Origin of the sequence: Microcoleus sp. CAWBG58, assembly GCF_020883045.1 — a bacterium.
Taxonomy (GTDB): Bacteria; Cyanobacteriota; Cyanobacteriia; order Cyanobacteriales; family Microcoleaceae; genus Microcoleus.
In genome coordinates this window covers 24,128-47,891 of sequence record NZ_JAHRFA010000057.1, presented here as the reverse complement: position 1 = coordinate 47,891, position 23,764 = coordinate 24,128, and the positions used below count along the sequence as shown (strand labels likewise).

General features: G+C 44.1%; 18 protein-coding genes. 13 read left to right on the top strand and 5 right to left on the bottom strand.

Annotated elements, in window-relative coordinates; translation table 11 throughout:
* The first annotated feature begins 128 nt into the window (after positions 1-128).
* From QZ918_RS22765 to QZ918_RS22755, 3 genes are all read left to right on the top strand, one after another.
* Positions 129-521 carry a hypothetical protein gene (locus tag QZ918_RS22765; protein WP_293338600.1) on the top strand — a complete coding sequence of 131 codons (393 nt, stop codon included), beginning with the start codon at positions 129-131 and terminating at the stop codon, positions 519-521.
* A 119-nt stretch (positions 522-640) separates the two neighbouring features.
* Complete coding sequence (locus QZ918_RS22760; protein WP_293338598.1) at positions 641-1,693, top strand: calcium-binding protein; 1,053 nt, start codon at positions 641-643, stop codon at positions 1,691-1,693.
* A gap of 119 nt (positions 1,694-1,812) precedes the next feature.
* Complete coding sequence (locus QZ918_RS22755; protein ID WP_293338596.1) at positions 1,813-2,961, top strand: calcium-binding protein; 1,149 nt, start codon at positions 1,813-1,815, stop codon at positions 2,959-2,961.
* Between the two features lie 105 nt (positions 2,962-3,066).
* Here QZ918_RS22755 and QZ918_RS22750 read toward each other — a convergent pair whose 3' ends face one another.
* Positions 3,067-3,543 (bottom strand): ankyrin repeat domain-containing protein, encoded by a 477-nt coding sequence (locus tag QZ918_RS22750; RefSeq protein ID WP_293338594.1) that lies wholly within the window; start codon positions 3,541-3,543, stop codon positions 3,067-3,069.
* 406 nt (positions 3,544-3,949) lie between these two features.
* Between QZ918_RS22750 and QZ918_RS22745 the strand changes: the two genes are divergently transcribed.
* Entirely contained in the window at positions 3,950-5,254 is a 1,305-nt protein-coding gene (locus tag QZ918_RS22745; protein WP_293338592.1) for a glycosyltransferase family protein, read from the top strand.
* 124 nt (positions 5,255-5,378) lie between these two features.
* Here the strand turns inward: QZ918_RS22745 and QZ918_RS22740 are convergent, their stop codons facing one another.
* Complete coding sequence (locus QZ918_RS22740; protein ID WP_293338590.1) at positions 5,379-5,675, bottom strand: TRADD-N-associated membrane domain-containing protein; 297 nt, start codon at positions 5,673-5,675, stop codon at positions 5,379-5,381.
* 149 nt (positions 5,676-5,824) lie between these two features.
* On the opposite strand from QZ918_RS22740, the gene QZ918_RS22735 reads away from it, so the two are divergent.
* The 3 genes from QZ918_RS22735 to QZ918_RS22725 are packed head-to-tail and all read left to right on the top strand — an operon-like array spanning position 5,825 to position 10,723.
* Positions 5,825-7,264, top strand: a complete 1,440-nt coding sequence (locus QZ918_RS22735; protein WP_293338588.1) for an NACHT domain-containing protein — start codon at positions 5,825-5,827, stop codon at positions 7,262-7,264.
* A gap of 1 nt (position 7,265) precedes the next feature.
* Positions 7,266-9,620: a WD40 repeat domain-containing protein gene (locus QZ918_RS22730; RefSeq protein ID WP_293338586.1), complete on the top strand. Its 2,355-nt coding sequence runs from the start codon at positions 7,266-7,268 to the stop codon at positions 9,618-9,620.
* Positions 9,617-10,723 (top strand): ATP-binding protein, encoded by a 1,107-nt coding sequence (locus tag QZ918_RS22725; RefSeq protein WP_293338584.1) that lies wholly within the window; start codon positions 9,617-9,619, stop codon positions 10,721-10,723. The genes QZ918_RS22730 and QZ918_RS22725 overlap by 4 nt, the downstream gene beginning before the upstream one ends.
* A gap of 378 nt (positions 10,724-11,101) precedes the next feature.
* On the opposite strand, the gene QZ918_RS22720 is transcribed toward QZ918_RS22725, so the two are convergent.
* Together QZ918_RS22720 and QZ918_RS22715 are read right to left on the bottom strand one after the other, a co-directional pair.
* On the bottom strand, positions 11,102-11,272 hold the full coding sequence (locus tag QZ918_RS22720; RefSeq protein ID WP_293146041.1) for a YqaE/Pmp3 family membrane protein: 171 nt from the start codon (positions 11,270-11,272) through the stop codon (positions 11,102-11,104).
* Between the two features lie 39 nt (positions 11,273-11,311).
* Positions 11,312-12,256, bottom strand: coding sequence for a fused MFS/spermidine synthase (locus tag QZ918_RS22715; protein WP_293338582.1), 945 nt, complete (start codon positions 12,254-12,256; stop codon positions 11,312-11,314).
* Positions 12,257-12,964: 708 nt separating this feature from the next.
* Between QZ918_RS22715 and QZ918_RS22710 the strand changes: the two genes are divergently transcribed.
* From QZ918_RS22710 to priA, 4 genes are all read left to right on the top strand, one after another.
* Positions 12,965-13,984, top strand: coding sequence for an ABC transporter substrate-binding protein (locus QZ918_RS22710; protein ID WP_293338580.1), 1,020 nt, complete (start codon positions 12,965-12,967; stop codon positions 13,982-13,984).
* Between the two features lie 120 nt (positions 13,985-14,104).
* Complete coding sequence (locus tag QZ918_RS22705) at positions 14,105-16,210, top strand: ATP-binding protein (protein WP_293338578.1); 2,106 nt, start codon at positions 14,105-14,107, stop codon at positions 16,208-16,210.
* Between the two features lie 561 nt (positions 16,211-16,771).
* Positions 16,772-17,911: an RNA-guided endonuclease InsQ/TnpB family protein gene (locus tag QZ918_RS22700; protein WP_293338576.1), complete on the top strand. Its 1,140-nt coding sequence runs from the start codon at positions 16,772-16,774 to the stop codon at positions 17,909-17,911.
* Between the two features lie 152 nt (positions 17,912-18,063).
* Entirely contained in the window at positions 18,064-20,625 is a 2,562-nt protein-coding gene (gene priA / locus QZ918_RS22695) for a primosomal protein N' (RefSeq protein WP_293338574.1), read from the top strand.
* Positions 20,626-21,200: 575 nt separating this feature from the next.
* Here the strand turns inward: priA and QZ918_RS22690 are convergent.
* Positions 21,201-21,695, bottom strand: coding sequence for a helix-turn-helix domain-containing protein (locus tag QZ918_RS22690; RefSeq protein WP_293338572.1), 495 nt, complete (start codon positions 21,693-21,695; stop codon positions 21,201-21,203).
* A 199-nt stretch (positions 21,696-21,894) separates the two neighbouring features.
* Between QZ918_RS22690 and QZ918_RS22685 the strand changes: the two genes are divergently transcribed.
* Together QZ918_RS22685 and QZ918_RS22680 are read left to right on the top strand one after the other, a co-directional pair.
* Positions 21,895-22,113, top strand: a complete 219-nt coding sequence (locus tag QZ918_RS22685) for a hypothetical protein (RefSeq protein ID WP_293338570.1) — start codon at positions 21,895-21,897, stop codon at positions 22,111-22,113.
* Positions 22,114-22,449: 336 nt separating this feature from the next.
* Positions 22,450-23,454, top strand: a complete 1,005-nt coding sequence (locus tag QZ918_RS22680) for an MvdC/MvdD family ATP grasp protein (protein WP_293338568.1) — start codon at positions 22,450-22,452, stop codon at positions 23,452-23,454.
* Positions 23,455-23,764 lie beyond the last annotated feature (310 nt).

Below are 23,764 nucleotides of genomic sequence, written 5' to 3'. Positions count from 1 at the left end.
GTAGTATATTGTAGGGTGACTTGTCTTGTGAAATAATCTTTTGCGTCATGTTTCCTATTTTATAACATTTTATATACTTTGCCTACTTTTTTTCTGGGCTACCCCGAATTATTGAGCGGATACCCCGATTGTATGAAAGTAATGGCAGCAACGAATTTGATACTCTCATTGGCGGTATCGGTCGTGATGAATTTGTGTTGGGCGATGGGCAAGCATTCGCCCGTAATGTGCCATTCCGTACAGCACAGTTCTACATCGGGCCGGGTTTTGCTACAATTCGGAACTTTACCCAAGGTCAGGATAGCATCGAGCTATTAGTGAATTCCTCAGAACAATTATTGCTTTTTCCCATCAACAATAATCGAGATTTAGCTATCCAAATCAAAGGCTTTACCGTATTTGAAAATAGAGTTTCCGTTCTCTCAAGCAGTCCATTTGATACAATTGCTGTTATTGAAGGTGGCGGAAATCTCAGTTTGAATTTATCACCAGAATCTGGTTTAACACGTTTACTTACGTAGAAATCTCGAAGCTATTAACGTCTTTTTTTATTGTGTAAGTTCTCGATCGACGATCGAACGCATGGCAAGCTGATGATTATTCAGGCTCAAAATTAATTATCCAAACATCAGTAGTAAATATGGCAAACTACGACATTTTTGACGAAAAATACTACCTCGCTCAATATCCCTGGCTGAAACCAGCCATTGATGCGGGAATTATCAAATCTGGCAGAGAACACTTTGAAAAATTCGGTCAAGCCGCCGGCCTCACCAAAATATCGCGGTACTTTGACGAAGATACCTATTTAGCTCAAAATCAAGATATTGCACCCTTTGTTCGCACCGCCAACAACCCAAATCGACCCTTTGCGACGGGATTAGACCACTTCATTCAGTTTGGTTACGAAGAAGGCCGCACGCGAGTATCACCTGAATACGACGAAGTTTTTTATTTAAAGCGCCACTCGGAGATAACTCCCTTTGTCCAAAACGGAACTTTTAAATCTGGCTTTCAGCATTTTATCAAATTTGGCAACAAAGAAGGTAGGTACGGGACAAGTTTCTTGGAACCGCGTTACTTGTCAGACAACCCAGATGTGGCCGCAGTTGTCGCGACTGGAACATTGAAAACTGGTCGAGAACATTATCTAAAATTTGGGCAATTTGAATCAAATCGACTCGGATTTTTCACAGGAACAAATGGTAATGATATCGTCACGGGATTTACAGCCGGGAAAAATCAAATCATTGGGCTGCAAGTAGCTTTCGCCGGCCCAAATCCAACGATGGGAATAAATAAGAATAAGTATGATTCTTTGAAGTTAGATGAGGTACTGAGAATACCTTTTATGACTACTAATGAATTCGATACATTAATTGGTACTGCGGGTAGTGATTACTTCGTCCTCGGAGATGCCGCTCCCAACAACCGACTTAGTTTTATTAGCCGAGTCAGTTTCTATGAAGGTACTGGTGAGGCTAGGATTGTCAACTTTGAAAAAGGCAAAGATTTTCTTCAGTTGGTGGAAAGCTTGGATCAACTTACCATAACTTCATCAGGAGCGGACTTGTTAATTCAAAATTCTGGAGATACCCTTGCCAGAATTCAGGGCGGATCGAATCTAACTTTGCAATCTATTCCAATGATAAATCCGTTTAATCCTCCAGTCGGCATTACTTTACTTGGCTAGAAAACATAGAGTTTAAGTGAGATTTGACAATTGCCAAGAATCACCCGATCGGGTATTGTGTCAGTTCTGGATGATTGATAGAGTCGATAAAAAGCTTGTTCAAGTTTCAGGGTAAAAACATGGCTGATTACGCAATTTTTGACGAAAAATACTACCTCGCCCAATATCCGTGGCTGAAACCAGCCATTGATGCAGGAACTATCAAATCTGGGAGAGAACACTTTGAAAAATTCGGTCAAGCGGGTGGCCTAACTAAAGTATCGCGGTATTTTGACGAAGCTACTTACCTCGCTGGCAACCCAGACATCGCTCCCTTAGTCCGCACCGCCAACAACCCAAACGCGCCTTTTGCCTCTGGTTTAGACCACTTTATCAAATTTGGTTACGAAGAAGGTCGATCGCGCGTATCGCCTGAGTATAACGAAGCGTTTTATCTGGCAAACAACCGACAGTTGCAACCGTTTATTCAGAATGGAACTTTTAAAAGTGCCTACCAGCACTTCATTAAATTCGGCATCAAAGATAGTGCAACTGGAATTTCATTTTTAGAAACAGGATACTTCCAAACTCAGCCCACCGTTCAACAAGGGTTTGCCCAAGTCAAATACGGTCAATCGATTGCCACTTCATTTTTAGAAGTAGGATACTTACAAAACAACCTCGACGTTCTACCGGTCGTCCAATCGGGAGCTTTGAAAAGTGGTCGGGAACATTACTTCAATTTCGGAAAAGATGAACCTAGTCGGTCTGCGACTTTTGTCGGAACTTCTGGGAATGACATCCTCACCAGTTTTGGGGTGGGGAAAGTTGAATTAATTGGAGTTGAAGTAGCCTTGTATCCGAGCAACGGCAGAGTGAACAACGTAGGGGCTGAAAGTACGGGAAGCGATGAATTCGATACTCTCATTGGCGGTAGCGGCAGCGATACATTTATGCTGAGTAATGCTTACTTCAGCTTTCCGCGGTTATCTTCAGTCACGCAAGGACTCTACACCGGGCCGGGCTTTGCTACAATTCGGAACTTTACAAAAGGTCAGGATAGCATTCAGCTAGTAACTAATTTGTCGTCATCTTTTGCAGATCAATACTTGATATCGCCCATCAACAACAATCAAGATTTAGCTATCCAAAGGAAAGCTTCACCGTTCGCTGCTCCCGGAACTCCTCCGCTTGATATGCTCGCGGTTATTGAAGGTGGCGGAGATCTCAGTTTGAATGTATTACCAGCATTACCATCATCTAACGTTTTTACATTGTTAATTGGGTAGAAATGTCGAAGTTATTGAGGATTTACCCGATCGCTCTTGGGAGTGCGATAATTAGCTGTACCATCCAGAAACCGGGTTTCTGGAATAAACCCGGTTGCTAAGTCTTTAAGTGCGATCGCGTGCCAGCTTCAAAACCTCAACGACATCTTGGTGATTTTCCGAAGATGCCCAAATGAACGCAGTCCAAGTATTATTATCCTTGGCTTTGAGATCGGAACCTCGATCGAGCAAAACCTGCACAACATCAGCGCGCCCGCTACCCGCCGCACTCATCAAAGCCGTCAAACCATCAATAGTTTTAGCATTGACATCCGCCCCCGCATCGAGCAAAAGCTGTACAATCTCGGTATCTCCGGCAGCAGCGGCACTCATTAACGCCGTCCAACCGTCATTATCCTGACTCTTAGCATCCGCACCTGCTGCGAGCAGTTTTTTGACAATCTCAGCATTGCCAGTTTCAGCCGCAGCCGTCAAAGCCGTCGCGCCTTCGTCATCTTTGGCGTTGATATCTGCACGTTGTTCGATCGCACATTCTACAGCCGCCACATCACCCATCTTGACGGCATCCATTAAATCTGTCATAGAATTCTCCCTTGTATCCTTTTAAATCTTAAGTGCTGTCAGGAACTCAGGGAATCAACGCCACTGAGCTTGTAAGAAATTGCAAGCTGTTCTGACCAGACCCCTCGCTCGCGAGGAGATGTTATTTAGGTCACGACACCGGCGAATGCGACGCCAGTTTTCCGCTCTGTCACCTGCGATTAAACAGTTTTAAAGTCACTGAAACAGTGTCGCAGGTCTAACAAGCCTTTATAACCAGGTCGAGGCGAACATTACCCCGCAAGGGAGACTGAGGCAACCATACCTCGGAAGGAGGGGCAACCATACCCCTCCAACCCCGCAAGGGGATTCAAGGCGGTTGAAACCGCTTTCTTCGTTTTCCTCTCAGGACTAAAGTCTCTGAGTTTCCCACTTACCGAGCTATTCTATGACAGTCGATATTTTAATCCTTTCCAACGGGCCCGGAGAATTAGCAACTTGGGTGCGTCCCGCCGTGCAAGCATTGCGCCAGCAATTGGCAAACAGGGGAACAGAAGCGCGCATTTCTGTGGTGCTGTCCCCCTGTCCGCACGCGACGGGGAAAGAAGCAGAAATCGCATTGAGCTATCCAGAAGTGGATAGAGTGCAAGCACCGGAGCATTTTTTTCAATTTTTATTATCGGGCAAAACTGCCGAAAATTGGGATTGGTACAAAACCGGAATTGTTTTATTTTTAGGCGGCGACCAATTTTTTACGGTTGTTATTGGCAAAAGGCTAAAATATCGCACGGTTACTTATGCGGAATGGGACGCGCGGTGGTATCGCTGGATCGATCGGTTTGCGGCGATGAAACCGGAAGTTTTGGCTAAAGTTCCGCAAAAATATGCTGATAAATTTGCAGTTGTGGGAGACTTGATCGCGGAAGTGGGCGATCGCAAATCTGCCGGGGCGGGCACGGGAAATGGGGCGGGCACGGCGGGGAGGGCGGGCACGGGGGCACCGCCCCTACGGGGAATGGAAATAGTTGGATTGTTACCGGGTTCTAAGGCTGCGAAACTGGCTTTAGGTGTGCCGTTGTGTTTGGCGATCGCGCGATCGATCCATCGAGTCCGCCCTGAAACGCGCTTTGTAATTCCGGTTGCTCCGAGCTTAGATTTGCAAACTCTAGCACGTTTTGCCGACGCTGAACAAAATCCCTGCTTGCATTTATTTGACAACGCTAGTGCGGAACTTCATTTAACAGAATCGCCGTTTTTGCAGACAGCAAATGGCTTAAAAATAGAACTTTGGACGCAAACTCCTGCCTACGATTTGCTATCACAATGCAGCCTGTGTTTGACTACTGTGGGGGCGAATACTGCGGAATTGGGTTCCTTAGCTGTACCGATGATTGTGTTGATTCCGACGCAGCAGTTGGATGCGATGAAAGCTTGGGATGGTTTGCCGGGATTGTTAGCAAATTTGCCGTTAGTCGGTTCTGTGTTTGCGACGGCGATTAATTGGCTAATCTTGCAATTGGGGAAGGGAAAGCTTTATGCTTGGCCGAATATCTGGGCGGGGGAGGAGATTGTACCGGAGTTAGTTGGGCGGCTGGAAGCGGATGTTGTAGCTGATTTGGCGATCGACTATTTGAGCCATCCTGAAAAATTAGCACAAATGCGCGATCGGCTTCGCAGCGTGCGCGGCGAGTCTGGGGCGGCACGGAAAATCGCTGAGTTGGTTTGTGAAGAAGTCGATTTGTGCGATCGTTAATAATCGGTTATTGCTGTCGTCACACCAATTAGTTAGGTATGTAGTTGCGCTTCAGCGCTCTTGCGTAATATTATAAAGAGCGCTGAAGCGCAACAACGTACCTAATTTGGTTGACACGAATGCTTTAGTCCTTATCTAAATCGTCCATCATCTCCCGCAATTCTTCCTGCTTTTGCTTGGCAAACTGAATGCTGCCCAAACTTGCCAACAATCCGCCGGAAGCAGTAACGGCAGCTTCCGAGATTTTATTGCAATACAGCAGTCCTACACCTCCGAAAGTAATCATAGCCGAGGCGGCGGTGACTGCAAGGGCAAGATTGTAGCTTTGGCGAACTTGCCGCAGCGATTCTCGAATCATTTCTCTTTTAAGTTCACTATAATCTTCATCAGGGTGCGAGTTGCCGAATAAGTTAAAATTCATGTGACTGACCTCTCTGGTTTATCAAGACTTGCTTTTGTGTTCTAATAAAATCATTGCATGACAGTAATTGAGTGAAGTTGACCAGAGGTATAAACTTAGGTCTACTAAAGGTCGGTCTAATCAAAGTATAGTCAAGGTAGAATTAAAGTATGGATTGGCAAGAATTTCTTAAAGGCGAATCTGGGATACGTGGGTTATCTAGCGAACAAACAGAAACATTATTAGCAGCACTATTCTCTCCTGAAAAAGCACCGCTCAATCAGACACAGCTTTCAGCGCATTTAAAAATCGAAAAGCCTACTGTAAAACAGCGACTGGGAGAGATTTACAATAAATTTTCAGCAAGTTTTCCTGAACTTGCCAATCAACAAGGTGCAGGTAAGTTGAATATTTTGCATACTCAATTAAAACAAAAGTATTATCAAGTGTCACAACCAGTAGTTGCAAACCAAGTTTCTAAATTATCTCCGTACCCTGAAGAATTTAGATCGTTAATAGAAGAAAAGATTCGGACGTTTTGCGGTCGCCAATTTGTTTTTGAGGCTTTTAAGCAATTTATAACCACAAACCCTTGCGGTTATTTTACAATTATCGGGGATGCGGGAATGGGCAAAAGCTCGATCGCAGCCAAATACGCCTCCGAACATAAATCTCCCTGCTATTTCAATATTCTCGTCGAACGCCGCAACAGACCGGAATTGTTTTTGAAGAGCATTCGCCGGCAATTAATTGACCGCTATCAATTGCCAAATTCAGAAGACGCCGATTTACCAAGTTTACTGGCCAAGGTGGCGGGAAAACTTACTTTCGGCGATCGTTTGGTAATAGTAGTTGATGCACTGGATGAAGTCGAACAAGAACCGGGAGAAAATCTTTTACATTTACCGACAACTTTGCCAAATAACGTATATTTCTTGCTGACGAGGCGACCTTACAACCTTGGTAAAAAGCGGCTGTCCGTATCTCCGGGAGTTCTGGTACAAGAGTTGGACTTAAGAGACGAAAAGTATGTTAATGATAATCAGCATGATATCAAAGGATATATTCAATTTGTTATAAATAACGATTCTGATTATAAAAATGGACTGAGAAACTGGATTCAAACCCGCAGCATTGCCGATACAACTTTTGTCGAGCAATTAACCAGCAAAAGCGAAAACAATTTTATGTATTTGCGGTATGTGTTGCCTGCAATTGCTAATGGCGATTATAATGACTTGGATTTAAAGGAATTACCAGACGGGCTGCCAGAGTATTATCAAAACCATTGGGTGCGGATGGGGATGGAAGCGAAACCTGGGCAATTGATGGAGATAGTCTTGTATATTTTACTAGAGATTGGCACGCCGATTGACTGTGAGATGATTGCTGGAATTGCTAAGGAAGATAAATGCGACGTAGAAGCGGTTTTAGATGAGTGGGTGGAGTATTTGAAAAAGCAGAAGGTAGACGGACAAATCTGCTACACCATCTATCATGCTAGTTTCCTTGACTTTCTGAAAGCCAAACGGGAGATGGATTCAAAGCGGAAAATTTTTAACGAAGTAAATCAACGGATTGCTGAGTATTTAGAAAAGGGGATGGAGTAAAATGGGAGAATTTGCTGATAAGTTAGCTGCCAAACCACTTTTCTATCAACGTGCTTATCTGGGCAGCTTACTGCCAAATTATGTTAAGTCAGGAAATTTAGAAAAATATTATCAAACGCTGACAAATTTCAACTTCTTGATGGCAAAAATTCAGCATCCTGAGTTTGGGGTACAGGCACTTATTGACGATTTCAATTTGATTGACGATTCAGAAGCATTAAATCACTCAGATTACAATCCAGAAAAAGTAAAAATTCTGAACTTGATTCAATCGGTATTTTGGATGTCAGCAGACATCTTGGATAGAGATAAGACGCAGCTCGCAGAGCAATTGTGGGGGCGCTTGGCACACTTAAAACAACCAGAAATTACAGCAATTCTGGAGGGAGTCAAGAATCACAAAGCAGTACCTTGGCTACGTCCTTTCACACCCTGTTTCACTCCCCCTGGTAGCGGAGTTCTACGAACCCTTAAAGGTCACAGTGACTCGGTAAATGTCGTAGCAGTAACTGGTGATGGCAAGCAGGCAATTTCGGGTTCATCTGACAAAACCCTTAAAGTCTGGGATTTAACAACTGGAGAGGAACTATTTACCCTCAAAGGTCACAGTGACTCGGTAAATGCAGTAGCCGTTACTACTGATGGCAAACGAGCGATTTCTAGCTCAAACGACAACAGGATTAAAGGTTGGGATTTAACAACTAAAAAGGAACTGTTTACTCTCAATCTCGAAAGTCATACCAAATTAGTAAATGTAGTAACCGTGACTGCCGATGGTAAGCGGGCGATTTTTGCTTCAAAAGATAACACCATTAAAGTTTGGAATTTAACAACTGAAGAGGAACTATTTACTCTCACAGGTCATACCAAATTGATAAAATCAGTAGCTGTTAACGCTGATGGAAAGTGGGCAATTTCTGGTTCATCTGATAAAACCATCAAAGTTTGGGATTTAACAACTGGAAATGAACTATTTACTCTCACAGGTCACAAAAAATCTGTAACAGTAGTAGGCATAAATGCTGATAGCAATCTGGCAATTTCTGGTTCATTGGATAACACCCTCAAAGTCTGGAATTTAACAACTAGAAAAGAACTTTTTACTCTCAAAGGTCACAAAAAATTCGTCAAAGTAGTAACCATCACTGCTGATGGAAAGCGGGCAATTTCAGCTTCAGATGACAACACTTTCAAAGTCTGGGATTTAACAACTGGAAATGAACTTTTTACTCTCACAAGCCACAGCGAATTGGTAAATACAATAGCCCTCACTCCTGATTGCAAGCGAGCAATTTCTGGTTCAAATGACAACACCCTCAAAGTCTGGAATTTAACCACTGGAAATGAACTGTTTACTCTCACTGGTCACAGCAACACGGTAAACGCAATCGCCGTCACGGCTGATGGCAAGCGGGCAATTTCTGGTTCAGATGACAACACCCTCAAAGTTTGGAATTTAACCACTGGAAATGAACTGTTTACTCTCACACATCACAGCGACTCGGTAAACGTAGTAGCCGTGACTGCTGATAGCAAGCAGGCGATTTCTGCTTCAAATGACAACACCCTCAAGGTATGGGATTTAACCAATGGAAATCAACTGTTTACTCTCAAAAGCAATTTGATAAAAGCAGTAGCCATGACTGCTGATGGCAAACGGGTAATTTCTGGTTCGTGGGACAACACCATCAAAGTCTGGGATTTAACCACTGGAAATGTACTGTTTACTCTCACTGGTCATAGCGACACGGTAAAAGCAGTCGTCGTGACTGCTGATGGCAAACGGGTAATTTCTGGTTCGTGGGACAAAACCATTAAAGTGTGGGATTTAACCAATGGAAAGAAACAGTTTACTCTCAAAGGTCATAGCGGCTCGGTAAACACAGTCGCCGTAACTGCTGATGGAAAACGGGTAATTTCTGGTTCGTGGGACAACACCATCAAAGTCTGGGATTTAACCACTCGAAAGGCACTGTTCACTCTCAAAGGTCACGGAAAATCAGTAAACACAGTCACCGTCACTGCTGATGACAAGCGGGTAATTTCTGCTTCATATGATAATACCGTTAAAGCTTGGGATTTAACAACTGGAAAGCAAGAATTTAGTCTCCAAGGTTACAGCAACTCCGTAAATGCAGTTGCCGTCACCGCTGATTGCAAAATGGCAATTTATGCCTCAGATGACAACACTCTCAAAGTCTGGGATTTAACAACTGGAAAATTCATTGCTAGTTTCACGGGTGAAAGTTCGATCGCCTGTTGCGCGATCGCCCCTGATGGCATCACAATTGTCGCAGGCGACACATCCGGCCGCGTATATTTCCTGCGCCTAGAAGGGATGGAGGCACTCACATGAATTTCTCACCTCTGATAACTCCCATCTCTACCGCCACTTACCCACCAGAATTTCAGCAACTCCTGCGAGAAAAAACTGAGAATTTTACAGGCCGCCAGTTTGTATTTTCTGCGATTTCCGACTTTCTGGACTCCCACAGCCGCGGTTATTTCACAATAGTCGGCACTCCCGGCTGCGGCAAAAGTTCCATCCTCGCCCAATATGTCACCGCCCATCCTCGCAGTATCTATTACAACGCTGGAGTTGAGGGCAAAAATCGATCGCACGATTTTCTCGCTTCTGTCTGCACTCAACTCATTGACAAATACCTCGCAGCCAATGCAGAAACATCCGAAATTGTCAAGCTAAGATCTCAAATTGACAATCTCGAATCTGATGAGGGGAATTGGTTTCTGTCTTTGTTACTTCAGAAAGTTAGCGATCAATTAACCGATCGCCAAAAGTTGATAATAGTCATCGATACTCTAGATGCGATCGCCCTTACGAGTCAACCTCCCTGCACAAATCTGTTCTATCTGCCGAGATATTTGGGCGATCGCACTTATTTTATCCTCGCCCGCCGCCCGTTTCTCAAAGAAAAATCCGGTTTGTTAATTGAAGCGCCCTCTCAACTCCTAGATTTAAGGGATTATCCCGAACAAAATCGCGAGGATGTGCTTAACTACATTCAGCAATACCTCTCAACTGCACCGGAATTGGCCCAACAACTCGCAACTGTCAGCGAAAACAATTTCCTGTATCTAAGTCAGATGTTACCCGCCATTGTCGGGGATTCACAGCCCGATGCTAATCTGGGAGAAACGTCCTCACTTTTATCTGAACTTCCTCCCGGTTTAGCAGCCTATTATCAAAACCACTACCAGCAGATGAGAGGTGATGGTTTCTCGCCAGTTGAGTTGGCTGTGGTGTCTGTTTTGGCAAAATCGCGATCGGGTTTGTCTGTAAGTGCGATCGGCCAAATAATTGATGAGGATGAATACGACGTTGAGAAAGCTTTAGATAATTGGTGTGAGTTCTTAAATACCCAGCAAATCGCCGGAGAAATTTGCTATAGCTTCTATCATAGCAGCTTCTGCGATTGGCTCAGCCAACAGTCAATTTGAGCGTGGGAACGATGCGGAAAATTGCTGAATTGGTTTGTGAAGAAGTCGATTTGTAACCATAAATAAAACCTCGTAGGGGTGGGTTCACCAGTAATAATTGCCAAAAACCGACAATCTCAAAAACCCACCCCGACTCAACGAATAGCCTGTATCAACCTTTATTTATACCAATTTTAAAAAAGAATTCAACAATACTCTTGTCCCCCCCCTTAGCAAGGGGGGGTTAGGGGGGGTCAAAGATTGTTGGACGATTTTAGAGAAATGGTATTATAAACTACTGGAATCATGCAGATTGAGATTTACCGTTGGGTGGGGGCGGGTTTATTTATATTGTGAATTACAGTCAGAGATTGTTGGTGAACCCGCCCCTACCATACCTTAACCCCGATCGTTCTTGGCAATTACCCAAATAGCGTGAACAACCCCGGGAATAAATCCCAAAAATGTCAGAACCAGGTTGATCCAAAAATCACCTCCAATCCCGACAGTCAAAAATACGCCCAGGGGAGGAAGAAAAATTGCAGCGACTATGCGGATTAAACTGCCCATGTGAGTTACTCCAAATGACTTTTCTCTTTCAATTTAACTTCACTGACCGACAGAGCCTTTCCCGAAAAATTTGGGCGGTGCTGCGATCGTGTAAACTTCGGTTTCCTCGGCGATTACTTTTCGTAAGTGGCCGGGAACTTGCATTAGTCCCAACAGTGTAATCCCGTCTAACATCCGGAACCCGCCAATTGTTTTTTCGGCGAGTAATTTGTCGGTAACTTCGGGTTCTGGCCGCGTGTTTATTTCCTGGCTGGAAGCTACTGCAAAACCCCAAGGAGCTCCGTAGGTAGAAATAAAGCTGGTGCAGGATTGAACGTTGGGGAAAACCGATTTCAGGGTGTTGACAATGCGGGCGTGCATTTTCATTTCTGCTGGAGAAACTGGGCCTGCTTGCACTACGAAATATCCATTAGGTGACAGTATCTTGCGGACTTTCTCAAAATACTCCTTGGTAAACAACTGGAAAGATGGGCCTTCTTCAATGGGATCGGATAAGTCAGAAATTACAATATCCCAATCGCTGTCTGTGTTGTCTAAATAGTCCAAAGCGTCGCCGATTACTACTTCGGAACGGGGGTCATCAAAGGCATTTTGGTGCATTTCTGGCAAGTGTTCGCGGCAAGCTTCTACTACTTCGCCGTCAATATCGACCATCACGACTTTTTCAACACTTTTCCAGCGCAGCACTTCTCTAATTGTAGCTCCTTCGCCACCGCCGAGAACTAGCACTTTTTTGGGCGAACCGTGAGCTATCATGGCTGGGTGTACGAGGGGTTCGTGGTAGAGAAACTCGTCTCCGGTACAAGATTGCCATTTGCCGTCCAAAACTAAGCCTTTGCCGTAGGTGCCAGTTTGAACTACGTACATTTCCTGATAGGCTGTTTTTTTGTAAGCGAGCACGCCTATGACGCCGTGAACGTAAATATCCCAAGGGGTAATGTACTCGCTCATCCAAAAGTCTGCACGGACTTCGCTACCTGACATTCAATACTCTCCCAATCTAAACTGCTGTGTCGATTTTCTCGCAAGTAGTCATTCTTACCACAAAATGGCGCGGATGTGTGAGTGCGATCGACACATGGGAGTTATAGCCTTTCCATCTCCCATATGAGGTACTCATGGGCATTGGGCAAACAGGGCATTGGGCAAACAGGGCATTGGGCAAACAGGGCATTGGGCAAACAGGGCATTGGGATACCTCAACTTGCATATCCACAATCTCACCGCGACGCACCTGACAAACTCTCTGCGGTGTAAATAATCATCAGTTTCAGTCTTTCCCAACACTTCTTCGATCGCAAAACTCGATCGCAATGCTATTCATATCATTTATAACAAATCGTGCTACAAAACAATTGTTGGGCTTGCTCTACCAGATGGGTAAGGTGCGTCGCTATCAGATTGGCAATTGAATGCCAGTAATTTATCGCAAGCGACACATCCTACACTTTTATCGCAAAACTTTATAAAACTGGTGTTAATACTTGTACCCCACCCAGGTTGGCTGCAAAGTTGTTGGTCACAGGTTATTTGTTGCAGGGCAATTATTCACTTTCCAAGTCGCTGCTAGAAGTTGGCGATCGGCCTTTATATTGAATATATTGGTCAATATTGGCGATCGCACTACCTTACATTAAGCGATCGCCAATAAGTATCATTTAGTAATGAATAAGCAGGAGCTTACCTAAGTATATGCTGAAAAATCTTCTGATGTTTGACCTCAAGTTTTGGAAAAAAGTGAGCCGGAAACTAAAAAGCTTTATGCTTGGCATTGCGACAGTCACCCTGTGTACAGTGATATTAGCTAGTTGCACGAAAGCAGAAGCCCCTTTGCGAGTCGGTGCCAATGTTTGGCCTGGCTATGAAACTCTGTACTTGGCTCGCAGTTTAGGGTACTATGACAATACTCCTATTCGATTAGTAGATTACCCTTCAGGTACAGAAGAGGTACGAGCCTATCGAAATGGAGAAATTGAAGCAGCGGGCATATCCATCGACCAAGCTTTGGTTTTGGCAGCAACCAATCCCGACGTAAAAATTGTAGTTGTAATGGATTTTTCTAACGGTGGGGATGTGATTCTCGGCAAACCAGAGATTCCAAATTTGCAAGGCTTAAAAAACCGACCAGTAGGCGTCGAATCTACTGCACTAGGAGCATTCATAATTACCCGTGCATTAGAACAAAAAGGTATGTCACCTAAAGATATCAAAATTGTTTCTTTAGGAGTATCGGAACATGAACGAGCCTTTAAAAATGGAAAGGTAGATGCTGTTGTTACCTTTGGATCTGCTCGGACAAAGCTGCTAGCAGTAGGCGCAAAACAACTGTTTGATAGTTCGCAAATCCCCGGTGAAATTGTCGATGTTCTGATAGTACGCGACGATGTAATTAACAAGCAGCCCAAGGCTTTGCAGGCTTTAGTTGACGGTCGGTTTCGTGCCCTAGATTACTTGACAAAAAATCCCAAGGATGCTGCTATTCGCATCGCTCCCCGCACAGGAGTGACTCCAGAACAATTCTTAGAATCTTTAAAAGGGCTGAGCAGTCCAAACCTCCAAGAAAATCAAAAGTTACTAGGGAAAACAGATCCGTCATTGCTGAATGGCGTCAAGCGATTGTCTCAAGTGATGCTAGAAAACAAGTTGCTGCCAAAAGCTGTAAATCCTGCTCCTTTGTTGGACGACAAATTGGTCAAACAAGTGAAATATTGATCGATTATAATTCTAGTTAGTCGGGAACAAATATGAGTTTTAAGTGACTATTGATTTGCATATTTTGGGTTGAAATTAGCAACAACAATCTAGGAAATCAAATTTATATCATTTCTAACTATGAAACAATTCCCTTTTTCTCTACGTTTATCAATTCCTTTAATCCTGTTAACTTTCGGCAGTTTGCTGGGTTTATTTTCTTTTGAACGAGAGGTACATCAGTCGTATCGGCGGCAAGAAGAAAAAGGAATTAACGATTTAAAGTTTTCTGCAAATCAACTCTCAGGAATGCTGGAATATTTGTACCGCAGAGGAGATGTTGAGCAAGTGGAAATCGCAATTAGCAAGTTGGGGAGCGAGCGAAATATCCGCTTAGCGTTGCTTTGTGATGAAAATAACCGAGTAATTTTGGCAACCCGTTACGAATTGCGGAATCACCCGATCGGCGAAATCTCGTTACCTAACTATTTGCCAGAAGAATTTTTCAAAGTTCGGGAAAAGATGTCAGGAGAAGTCAAGCTTGCTCCAAATAAAGAGAGTATCTGGGCAATTTATCCGGTTTTGTTGGGTGCCGGGCCGGGAGAAGTTCGCCCTTCGAGAGTCGGCATTCTTTTGGTAGAGTATGATATTTTGTTATTCAAGCAGCAAGCTTATGCAGATGCTTTGCGGCGATCGGCTGAAACGAGTATTGGGTTAGCTGTATTTTGCATAATTGTCTGGTTGTTTTTCGATCGCACTTTGACAGGGCGGGCTGCGAGGCTGGTAGCAGCGAGCAATAGCTTCAGCCAAGGAAAATTGGACGAGCGGGCGCAACTGGGAGGCTCTGATGAACTTGCTCAGATTGCGGCCGCTTTTAACCAAATGGGCGATCGCATTCAGTCTGATACGGAGGTGCTCCAAGACAGCGAGAAACGTTTCAGAAGCTTGGTTTCCAATCTCCCTGGTGCGGTTTATCGGTGGGTATTCGATGGCGACTGGACGATCGAGTTTATCAGTGATGCGATCGCAGATATTTCGGGCTACTCCGCCACCGATTTTATTGACAATCGAGTGCGAAGTTTTAACAGTATCATCCATGCTGAAGATGCAGCAATGGTACAGAAGATTATCGATAAAAGAATCTTAACCAAACGGGATTATATCATCGAGTACCGCATTATTAGAGCGGATAAGACTGTGAGATGGGTGTCAGACAAAGGTCAAGGCATATTTAATGAAAACGGCGATCTTCTCTGGCTTGACGGAGTAATCTTTGACATCACCAAGCGCAAGCACGCTGAGGCAGAAATGCGTCAAATTTTAGAACTTAAGGATAAACTTGCGGCCACTGCTACTGCTCAATCTAAACAACTCAAACAAACTCTGCAAGATTTACAGAAAACCCAGGCTCAACTAATTCAAACAGAAAAAATGTCTTCCCTCGGTCAAATGATCGCTGGTGTAGCCCACGAGATTAATAACCCTGTTAATTTCATTCACGCCAATCTTTCTCACGTTAGTACCTACAGTCACAACCTATTAAGTTTAATCAATTTGTACCAGCAGGAATATCCGAATCCTAAGGCGGAAATTGCAGATTTGATTGAAGATAGCGATCTGGATTTTATCGGCGAGGATCTGCCGAAAATCTTGTCTTCAATGAAAGTGGGTACTAATCGCATTCGTGAAATTGTACTAAGTTTGCGAAACTTCTCTCGCTTGGATGAATCTGACCTCAAACCAGTTAATATTCATGAAGGACTTGATAGCACGCTTTTGATTTTACAGAGTGCTGTCAAAGCTAAACCGAATTATCAGGAAATTGAAATTCTCAAAAAATATGGAGATTTGCCACTCGTTGAATGTTATGCTGGACAGATAAATCAAGTATTTATGAATATTTTAACTAATTCCATATATGCGTTGCAAAATCCAGAAAATCACGATTCAAAAAAACATCAATCTCACTTTAAAAGTCAGATTATAATTAGTACATACATTTACAAAAGCGATTGGATTAAAATTAGTATTAAGGATAATGGGCCGGGAATAGATGACGCAGTTAAAACCAAAATTTTTGACCCTTTCTTTACGACAAAACCAGTGGGTACAGGTACAGGTTTGGGGCTATCAATTAGCTATCAAATTGTGGTGGACAAACACGGTGGGAGGTTGGAGTGCATATCGACAGTGGGAGAAGGGACTGAATTTGCGATCGAGATTCCGATCGCCAAATCCCGCAGTTAATATCAGCTATTTTTACTTGACTAATTTACAAATATCGGCTATTGACTCCTTGGTGTTGAATACTCGCTGGTTTTTAACACTCGCGAGCTCTTAAGCTCGCACTTGGTATAATTCGGTAATTACCGGATTTGAGATGAAAACCCCTAGCGGGTTTCAGGCGATTATTGAGACGGCGAAAGGCATTGCACTGTCTTAATCTGTATTTCCTGCGATCGAAAACTGTGATATCGATCGAGCTAAACTGAGGGCTGACATCTGTTTCAATAAATCTGTCTATTTCTACCTAAATCTACTCACTTACCCACAATTTGAAAACTGGTGACAATAGATGTATAATTCAATTGCGCTTGATTCAGGCGAGTTGCTTCCGGTAATAGATGCTACCAGCTTTTGAACCGCAAGCTTTTCGGTGATTGCCCAAGGGGTAAGAATAGTTGACAAAAATATACCTAAATCTTACTAAATTTGCCCATTAAGTGTGCACTTGATGGTTAAATGAGCAAGTGAACCCCTTCGGAAGCAGCCGAACTTAAAGAAATCGTTCACAAATTTTAATCAGCTATGTACGCCATCAAGCGAGAACTAAAACTTAATCATAAAGAACGTACCTTGATGGCAAGACATTCTGGTTATGCTAGATTTTGCTATAACTACGCCCTATCTCTTTACCAAGGAGTTAAAGAGTTCCAAGGCCCTAGTAGTAAAAAAGTAGCGGCAATTGAACGAGTTTTTACCAACCATGTCAAGAAATTACCCGAATATCAGTGGACTACCACTCTGTCTTCCAGAGTTTATAAAACGACATTCCGGCATTTCGGTGAAGCACTATCCCGATGTTTTAAAGGATTAGGAAAATTCCCCAGGTTCAAAAGGAAAAAAGATGGCGACTCTTTTACGGTGGATACTGCTGACTGGAGTCATACAATTTTGCTCAAACCGCAAAAGTCAATTAAAATTCCCACCTTAGGAACTTTTAGACTGAAAGAAGCTATCCCGTTTCCTTGTATGGCGCAGACATTTACCGTCTCCCGAACCGCCGATAAATGGTATGTTTCCTTCGCTATCAAAGCCCAAAAGATTCCACCTTTGTTTCACCCAGTTGTTGAAACGGTAGGTATTGACTTGGGTGTGTCAACTTTTGCTACTCTTTCCGATGGCAATTATTACGAATCTCCCCGTCCGCTCACCAAAGCGAAAACCAAGCTGAGTAAAACACAGTGGAGAAATCGCAACAAGCAATTGGGCCAGAGAAAGTTGGGTCTAAAAGCATCCAATAACGCCCAGAAACATTATCGTAGAATCGCCAAAATTCATGGGAAGACTGCTAATCAACGTCGAGACTTCTTGCAGAAAACCACGACAGAAATTAGCAAAAAATATGCCCACATTCGCATCGAAGATTTGAACGTAAGTGGGATGATAGCCAACCATAAATTAGCGGCTGCTATCTCAGATTGCGGTTTCTTTGAATTTCGGCGCGAGCTGGAATATAAGTCGGCCATGTACGGTACGATAGTTGAATTGGTTGACCGTTGGTATCCGTCATCAAAAACTTGTTCAAATTGTGGTAATATTCAGTCAATGCCGCTGAAAGAACGAGTTTTTTATTGTCAAAATTGTAGTGCAATTATTAATCGTGACTTAAATGCCGCGATTAACTTGGCTCATTATTCATTCTCTGGTAAGGCCAGTTCGGTCTGAAGTTAAGCCTGTGGACAAGAAGGAGCCGACTCCCTTGGTAGAAGCAGGAAGTGAACATCAAATCCGCTATGAGTAGATTTGAGTAGGTTTCATAGAACGGATAATAAAAACTCCCTTTGACTGCCGCTCCTCCTAGTTTGATGTGCAACCCTATGTCTACTGTCACTTTTGGTTTATCAACCCCCTCCGCGGCAGAGGCCGGGGCATCCTACGGTAGCAGCCAACCGCCGCAACGCCCCACTTCGCCGGCAGAGTGGATCGAGGTTTTGGTGGACTCTCCTTTCAGGGGCGCGGGGGACTCGCCGGGGGAGGAAAACAAGTTATTTACCTATCGCTTACCTGCGGAATTAAACGTGCAGCCAGGGGATATTTTGAGTGTACCTTTTGGCAGCCAACAGGTAGGGGCGATCGCGATTCGGTTCGTTTCTCAACTGCCGGCAGACTTAGATCCGGCGCGGGTGAAAGATGTCGAAGATGTTGTGAGTACGGGCTTTTTTCCGCCTACTTATTGGGAATTGCTCGAACGAGTATCTGCTTATTATTGTACAACATTAATTCAAGTAATTAGAGCTTCGCTGCCACCCGGTTTGTTAAGCCGTTCGGTGCGCCGGATTCGGTTAATTAAAGATGCTGTTTCTCCCAATGCCGAAACATTTTTGAATCCCGCCGCAAGTCAAATCTTGCAATTGCTGCAAGCTCAAAAAAAGGGCGATTATACTTGGCAATACCTTCAGCGCCAAGTCAAGGGAAGTTATCGGGGATTGAAAGATTTATTGCAACGCGGTTGGGTAGAAAGTTATTTAGAACCGCCCAATCCTCCGAAACCACAACTCAAGCCGGCGGTGACTTTAATTCCCAGCGCATTTGTCACCGATTTAACTAAGCGCCAACAAGAAGTCTTGGAAGTTTTGCGGCGCGGCGGCGGTGAAATGTGGATGAATGATTTGCTGAGAATTTGCAGTGCGGGTGCTTCGGTTGTCAAAAAATTGGAACAGAAAGGTAGCGTTGTCATCGATCACAGGGAAGTTCTCAGGGGCGATCGCGGAATTGCTCAATTACCCGATGCACCAAAAAAGTTAACTCGTTTTCAAGCTGAAGCTTTAGAGTTTATTAACAGTTTTTCGGGATTCCGTCAAGTGCTGTTGCACGGCGTTACCGGTTCTGGTAAGACTGAAGTGTATTTGCAGGCGATCGCCCCAATCTTAGCAAGTGGCAAATCTGCGATCGTGCTCGTCCCGGAAATCGGGTTGACACCGCAACTGACAGACAGATTCCGCGCCCGTTTCGGCGAGCAAATTTGCGTGTACCACAGCGCCCTATCCGACGGCGAACGTTACGATACATGGCGCCAGATGCTCACAGGAACCCCGCAAATTGTCATCGGCACGCGATCGGCAATTTTTGCACCTTTACCTCACCTCGGCTTAATTATCCTCGACGAAGAACACGACAGCAGCTTCAAACAAGACCAACCAGCGCCCTGCTACCACGCCCGCACCGTTGCCAAATGGCGCGCCGAATTAGAAAATTGTCCGTTAATTCTAGGTTCCGCAACGCCAGCTTTAGAGACGTTGGTAGGGACGCGCCTGGATTATGACTCATTACCAACTATCCATTATTTATCATTACCAACGCGCATTTATTCCCGCCCGATGCCGCCCGTGGAAGTAGTCGATATGCGCCAAGAATTGCGGCAAGGAAACCGCTCAATTTTCAGCACTTCTTTGCAAAATGCCCTGGAACAATTGCAAGCAAGACAACAGCAAGGTATCCTATTTATTCACCGCAGAGGACACAGCACGTTTGTGTCTTGTCGGAGTTGCGGCTATGTGATGGAATGCCCGAATTGCGATGTTTCTCTCTCCTATCACCACATCGGCGAAGGCACAGCCGAAATGTTGCGCTGTCACTACTGCAATCACACCGAAAGACACCCTCAAAACTGCCCGGAATGCAGTTCTCCTTACTTCAAAAACTTCGGCAGCGGCACCCAGCGAGTGGAACAGGAATTAACGAGATTGTTTCCGCAATTGCGGGCGATTCGGTTTGATAGCGATACGACTAGAAATAAAGGCGACCACCGCCGATTGCTAACTCAATTTGCAAATGGGGAAGCTGACATTTTACTTGGTACACAAATGCTGACTAAAGGGTTAGATTTAGCTGGAGTGACATTGGTGGGAGTTGTGTCGGCTGATGGGTTGCTCAACTTATCTGATTATCGAGCCAGCGAACGGGCATTTCAAACTTTAACTCAAGTGGCGGGGCGTGCGGGTAGAGGCGACGATCCGGGTAGGGTAATTATGCAAACTTACACTCCCGAACATCGAGTCATTCAAGCAGTGAAGCGGCACGAATATGCGGGTTTTGTTGAAACAGAATTAGCAGAAAGGGCGGCGCTAAATTATCCTCCTTCCGGGCGGTTGATTTTGTTGCGTTTAAGTAGTGTAGATGCGGCGGAAGTTGCAGTGACAGCGGTACAATTGGCATCTGTTTGTCAGGATTACATTCAGCGATTGTCTGTACCGGGCTGCGAGTTATTGGGGCCAGCCCCGGCGGCGATTATGCGAGTGGCGAACCGCTATCGGTGGCAGATTTTGCTGAAATTACCTGTGGATGAGTCGCTGGATTTGTCGGATTTGGTCGGATTGCGCGATCGGGCGCCGCGTTCTGTTAGTTTAACTATAGATGTCGATCCGTTGAATTTTGGTTAATTGGGGATGGAAAAGCGAGAATCCCCAATAAGACGGCGGTTGAAACCGCGTCTACACAAACAATGTCCACCTCCGTGGACTGAAGAAAACAACGTAATTTAAACGGCCGGGTCTTCAACCCTTGGCAATGCGGGTTTTGTCTGTATAGACGCGGTTTCAACCGCCCGGTCTTCTACCCAAAAAACAACGTAATTTAAACGGCCGGGTCTTCAACCCTTGGCAATGCGGGTTTTGTCTGTATAGACGCGGTTTCAACCGCCCGGTCTTCTTGGTTGATATTTTTTCTACTGAGTCTCTGGTGGCTGAGGTTTTGAATGGTAACAGGGAACTGACGGTGAGTCAAATTCAGAAATTAGCTGAGTTATTTCATTTATCGCCTGGGGCATTTAAGATGAATTAGAATCGTAGGGTGCGTCAGCTTCGACGATTGTGTAAATAATCGATCATCTCCAAACTGACGCACCTGATACCTATTTCACCCGGTGCGGATCTATGAGATTTTCGATATGCAAGGCGAGAGATTTTTAATGGCGACGCACCCTACAACTACTAAAATTGGTTTGTAGTGACTACTTCTATTCTGTCAAATCGACTTGTCGAATCTCTTCTAGCGTCATATCCAAGCATTGCGCGATCTGCTCGTCGCTCAAACCTACTGCTTGCAAACGTTGGATAGCCTCCATTTTTGCCCGCTGCTTTCCCCGCAAAAACTCAGGCGACTCTTCCTGTGACGTGCAGATATTTAAAGAGCCAATTACATGACCGCGAGCGACATGATTTCCACTAATGACGCCACCTGTAACATTGCTAATCATCGACTTGCGAATCAGTGCCGATCGCAAATTTAATTTATTAACCTCTTCTCCAAAAACATCAGAGAACAACTCCCAGAGCTCGTAGCCCACATCTTTAGCATAACCCTCAGTACAATTGAGCGATCGGGCAATATCGCCGTACTTTTGCCGCTTCAAAACGCCCTCAATCACGCCAACTTGCATATCATCCAAATGCTTGCCAGTTTTCGCAAAGACCACTTCATCTGCAAAAGCCAGTGCTTCCTTAACGTTCACCCGCGCCTCCTCACAATATCCGAGCGATCGAACTAAAACCGTCTAGATCCGACTATTTTCGCCTTGAATACAAAAACGATTAAAGCTTTATCAAAACTTTTTATATTATACGACTTTATCCGACCTTTTTCGACTATACAAATTAATTGGCAAGCTGTAGCATTGTGAATATCAAATCATCGCTCAAAGAAACTAACTTATGACGACTACCCAACTCGCTCTCGACAAAAAAGCAAATCCTTTGATGATGCACCTGAGCATCTCGCCCAAGTACAGCATCTCCCAAGAGCAAGCTAGCTACGATCCCAGCACCCAGACTTCTAACATCACCTCCATGAGCGGCTCCTGGTCTACTCGTGCTGGCTCCAGTATTTTTCAGTTTGAACCTAGTGATGACGACCAGCAAGAGGACGACTAGAATTTTGAATTACTAACAAATAATTCGATCGCCCTTTATGTTCTTGAAAGACCTGTATGAATTTTTGCATGACAGGTCTTTCACTGTCAACATTATTTCAATTAGTTTGATTGCGATAAGTAGAAAGGCGCAAATAAAAAGCACTGTGTAACCAAATATAAATCGCACTCAAACCCTCTTCCCTCCTGACTCCTGACTCCTGTCTCCTATGCGAGGCAAACGATAAATATTTACGCCAACTTACTTACCAGTTTCAAAAAAAATCCAACCGCATACAAGCTCGAAACCCATACATAATCCATCATTTCCCATCTCAAATCTAAAATATAAAATAGTATGACTGACCTTTTAATCGTGACTTCCGAGACAGACATTCATGCAGATGTCGTTATCAACGAATTGCAAAAATCAAATATTCGAGCAATTCGATTGAATTCAGAAAGTTTTATTAAAACAAGCAAATATGCTTACTCCTGGCAAGCTTCTGGCAATCCCAGTCAAAGTTTTTTGTCTTTTGAAGACTCCTTGAAAGAAGTTCAAGATATTGGCGTGATTTGGTGGCGCAAACCACAAGATTATCAAGTGTTTCCAGAAGTTGATGATGCTTGGGCAATCAAGTATTGTCAAGAAGAAACAGAATCTTTAATGTACTCTCTGTCTGGCTTATATCCCAAAGCGAGGTGGGTCAATAACTACTACAAAATTAGATTACCATCCCATCGCATCAACCAAATCCCCATTGCTCAAAAACTGGGAATTACCATCCCTCCAACACTCGTCACCAATTCATACGAAGCGGCTTGCAACTTTGTGACACAACACGGAAAGTGCATTGTCAAACCGATGCGTTACTCTGGATTTGTACATGATGAAAAGCAGTATGCTTGCTATACTCGCCCCATTGATGTCGAAACACTTGAAGCATTTCGAGAAAGCATTCGATTGGCACCAGTTTTCATTCAAAAACGAATTCAGAAGAAGGCAGAATATCGTGTTACATTAATCGGAAAGCAAAGTTTTGTTTGCCGCATTGATGCCGAACATACCAACGATGCAGACGTGACCTTAGATTGGCGCGTCACCGAACCGGATAAACTCGTTCACGTTCCAGACAAGCTACCAATGGATTACCTTAACAAACTCTATCAAATGCTTAACGAGTTTGGCTTAAATTTTGGTGCATTCGACATCATTCGCGACGAGGACGACACGCTTTATTTTATCGAACTCAATCCCAACGGACAATGGTATTGGATCGAAATTCTCACTAAAATGCCTATGGTTCGTGCCATGGTGGAACTCATCGAAGATTTAGCGCTTCAATATCAACAGGATTGCTAAATTCTCTCAGGAATTACACATTCTATAGAGATTGCTTCGTTCCTAGCAATGACAAAGAATCAGCGCTGGGATTGCTTCGTTCCTCGCTCCGGACAAGGAATGAACGAACTACAGCGACAATATTTGAGTAAACAAACTTAACTAAGAACATTGTAGCTAGGATTATCTAATACTAAATCCGGGCTTTTACCCCCTTGATGATGGTGGTGGTGCGTCGCTCGTTGAATCTTGGTAAATATCGAGAATTATTCGTGGCGACACACCCTACTTTCTACTTTTACCCCCTTGATGATGGTGGTGGTGCGTCGCT

Coding starts and splice junctions, on each gene's coding strand:
- QZ918_RS22680 (WP_293338568.1), top strand. CDS start 22,450: ATGACTGACCTTTTAATCGTGACTTCCGAGACAGACATTCATGCAGAT.
- QZ918_RS22735 (WP_293338588.1), top strand. CDS start 5,825: ATGGATTGGCAAGAATTTCTTAAAGGCGAATCTGGGATACGTGGGTTA.
- priA (WP_293338574.1), top strand. CDS start 18,064: ATGTCTACTGTCACTTTTGGTTTATCAACCCCCTCCGCGGCAGAGGCC.
- QZ918_RS22720 (WP_293146041.1), bottom strand. CDS start 11,272: ATGGGCAGTTTAATCCGCATAGTCGCTGCAATTTTTCTTCCTCCCCTG.
- QZ918_RS22705 (WP_293338578.1), top strand. CDS start 14,105: ATGAAACAATTCCCTTTTTCTCTACGTTTATCAATTCCTTTAATCCTG.
- QZ918_RS22715 (WP_293338582.1), bottom strand. CDS start 12,256: ATGTCAGGTAGCGAAGTCCGTGCAGACTTTTGGATGAGCGAGTACATT.
- QZ918_RS22685 (WP_293338570.1), top strand. CDS start 21,895: ATGACGACTACCCAACTCGCTCTCGACAAAAAAGCAAATCCTTTGATG.
- QZ918_RS22700 (WP_293338576.1), top strand. CDS start 16,772: ATGTACGCCATCAAGCGAGAACTAAAACTTAATCATAAAGAACGTACC.
- QZ918_RS22755 (WP_293338596.1), top strand. CDS start 1,813: ATGGCTGATTACGCAATTTTTGACGAAAAATACTACCTCGCCCAATAT.
- QZ918_RS22710 (WP_293338580.1), top strand. CDS start 12,965: ATGCTGAAAAATCTTCTGATGTTTGACCTCAAGTTTTGGAAAAAAGTG.
- QZ918_RS22750 (WP_293338594.1), bottom strand. CDS start 3,543: ATGACAGATTTAATGGATGCCGTCAAGATGGGTGATGTGGCGGCTGTA.
- QZ918_RS22745 (WP_293338592.1), top strand. CDS start 3,950: ATGACAGTCGATATTTTAATCCTTTCCAACGGGCCCGGAGAATTAGCA.
- QZ918_RS22730 (WP_293338586.1), top strand. CDS start 7,266: ATGGGAGAATTTGCTGATAAGTTAGCTGCCAAACCACTTTTCTATCAA.
- QZ918_RS22725 (WP_293338584.1), top strand. CDS start 9,617: ATGAATTTCTCACCTCTGATAACTCCCATCTCTACCGCCACTTACCCA.
- QZ918_RS22740 (WP_293338590.1), bottom strand. CDS start 5,675: ATGAATTTTAACTTATTCGGCAACTCGCACCCTGATGAAGATTATAGT.
- QZ918_RS22760 (WP_293338598.1), top strand. CDS start 641: ATGGCAAACTACGACATTTTTGACGAAAAATACTACCTCGCTCAATAT.